We start from the raw sequence: 2,502 nt of genomic DNA, 5'->3' as shown, positions 1-2,502 counted from the left end.
TTCATTTCTTACTATTAGTCCCACAACCTCAGAAGGCAGCATAGAGAAGGATTTGCTCATTGCCTGGTCGGTTTCCATTCCTGTATCTATAAAATATGTAATGTATTGGCACATCAGATCGCTCATGTGTATGCAGGTGTTATCTGGCAAAACCGGATAGTTGCCAATTTCTCCCTTTGTTTTTGATGCGAAAACATAGCCTTTTTCTTCAAGTTCAGTTGCTGTTTTGCTTCTTAAAGATTTCATATGGTCTGTAAGGAAAATGCCCGCAGAACCATTTGCTATATAAGAAATGTTTTTTTCAGCTGACAAGAAAGGATGTCCCCATTCAACATCACCGCCGGAGTTTGAGCGGCTGTGCATAAAACCCGTAGTGCCGGGAAAATTAATTCCGTCTGTCTCATTCAGGAAGTTCTCCGTGTCACCTATAACCTTGGCGGTATAGAGTTTTCCTTCATACTGTGTTGACATTCCGGTATAATATCCGCCGCCGTATCCTTCCTGTTTTTTCATCATTTCAATTAAAATTGGTGCTGCATTTCTTTTTCCAATATAACCGGCTATATTACACATATTTTCATCTCTCCTATCTGCTTTTATAAGACATACTTGACAATTCGTTCTTAAAAATGGAAAATCGGTATATTTATTCAGCTATATATGTATTTGTTTATATAATTTATTATACTATAACAAATTAAAAATTGACATCGCTAAATCCAGTTAAATGGTTAAGATGGCACTCATGACCGAATACCATTCTAAGATATGGAAATGTATGTATATATAAAGCGAATTTTACAATATTATAAAATATGGGACTTAGTGTAAAATTACTTTGGGTAAAAAACTAAAAACAGAAGAAAAGAGTACCTCCTCTGTGATATCATGTAATTTGACAAAAAACACAACACAGAAAGGAAGATACTCTTTATGGAACCTATTATACATGAAATCATAAGTAAAATCACTAGTAGTTTTAATGAGGAATTGGAGAAGCTGGTAAAGGAAAGCAGGGATATATCTGTATTCATACTTGCGACAAAGAAGACCCTGGATGAGGTTGGGGCAAAATTAGTAGCAGAGGCATTAGAGACAGTAAACGAGATATACAAAAACAGTAAGGAACGAAAAAGGGATTGGCAAATAAAAGAGAGAGCAGCAGCGAAGGGGCTCTTAACAATATTTGGTGAAGTCAGGTATGAAAGGACCTACTATAAGAGCAAAAAGACAGGGGAATACAGCTATCTATCAGATGAAGCGGTAGGCATAAAAGCCCATGATAAGATGGATGCGTCACTAAAGGCAAAGCTGATAAAGGATGCCATATATATGTCCTATGACAGGAGCTCAAAGCAGGCATCTGAGGCGGTAGAACTAACGTCACAGACAGTAATGAACAGCATCCGGGAACTTGGCAGTGTAGATAATGCTGCGGCAGGAATTAAAGATGATAAGAAGTCAGCAAAGGTGCTCTACATAGAGGCTGATGAAGATCATGTGTCACTTCAGGAGGGAGGGATAGTGGAGCCAAAGCTGGTCTATGTGCATGAGGGTAAAAAGGAGATCGGCAAAGGCCGGTGGGAACTGATAAACCCCAGGTATTTCAGCGGTGTTTATGCCGACAGTGATGAGCTATGGGTAGAAGTATCGGATTACATGGACAGAGTTTATGATATGGACAGGATAGAAAAAATATACCTGTCAGGGGATGGTGCACCCTGGATAAAGAACGGATTAAACTGGATAAAAGGAAGTACCTATGTACTGGACCGTTATCACCTGACAAAGTATGTGACACAGGCTACAGCGCATATGTGCCACGCTAAATCAATTATGTGGCATTATATAAAAGCAGATGATAAAAAGAGTGTAAAAGATCTTCTGGATACAATCATAAGTGCTACCGAGTCAGAGACAAAGAAGGAAGCTGTTAAGCAAGCAAGAAGATATATTATGGGCAACTGGAAAGGGATACGGCGGCAGTATGAGGCAGATTATGCCGGTTGCAGTGCAGAAGGTCATGTCAGCCATATCTTATCGTCCAGGCTGAGCTCAAGGCCTCTGGGATGGTGCCGAACAGGCGTGGATCAGATGTCCAGGCTGAGAGCCTTTGCAGCAAACGGTGGGGACATATATGAGCTGTTTATGAAGAAAAAGAAGGCAGCAGCGAGAGAAGAAAAGGAAATAAAAATTGATCAAGAGATTATTAAAAGGCGCAGGCTGAAAGCTTCGAACGAGGCTATTGGAAACATCACTGTTCTGAATATAGGTAAAAGGACTTGGGCTTCCCAATTCCTAAAATCAATAAGGGGTTTTTGAGTTCATATATAAACAGGGGATACTTTTTCTATAAAACCCATAGTATCTTGACGCTATCGAATTTGAGAATATTAGTTGACACATGAAAGTGGTTTTGCTATACTTGTATAGTGCCAGCTCATGAAACTGGGCTATAGGGAGAGATGTCCGAGTGGTTTAAGGAGCTGGTCTTGAGATCGG

Annotated in this window: 2 protein-coding genes; one reads left to right on the top strand and one right to left on the bottom strand. The window is 39.8% G+C overall.

The window, feature by feature from the left end:
- Positions 1-573, bottom strand: a 573-nt coding sequence (locus tag PHP06_11160; GenBank protein ID MDD3841099.1) for a hypothetical protein, incomplete at its 3' end; no start/stop codon positions are given.
- Positions 574-933: 360 nt separating this feature from the next.
- Here PHP06_11160 and PHP06_11155 point away from each other — a divergent pair.
- On the top strand, positions 934-2,322 hold the full coding sequence (locus tag PHP06_11155; protein ID MDD3841098.1) for an ISLre2 family transposase: 1,389 nt from the start codon (positions 934-936) through the stop codon (positions 2,320-2,322).
- The last annotated feature ends 180 nt before the right edge of the window (positions 2,323-2,502 follow it).

The sequence above is a fragment of the Clostridia bacterium genome (assembly GCA_028698525.1).
Lineage (GTDB): Bacteria > Bacillota > Clostridia > JAQVDB01 > JAQVDB01 > JAQVDB01.
This window is presented reverse-complemented; position numbering and strand designations above follow the sequence as displayed.

What these genes read in the sequence shown, in the direction of transcription:
- PHP06_11155 (MDD3841098.1), top strand. Translation starts at nt 934, where the DNA reads ATGGAACCTATTATACATGAAATCATAAGTAAAATCACTAGTAGTTTT.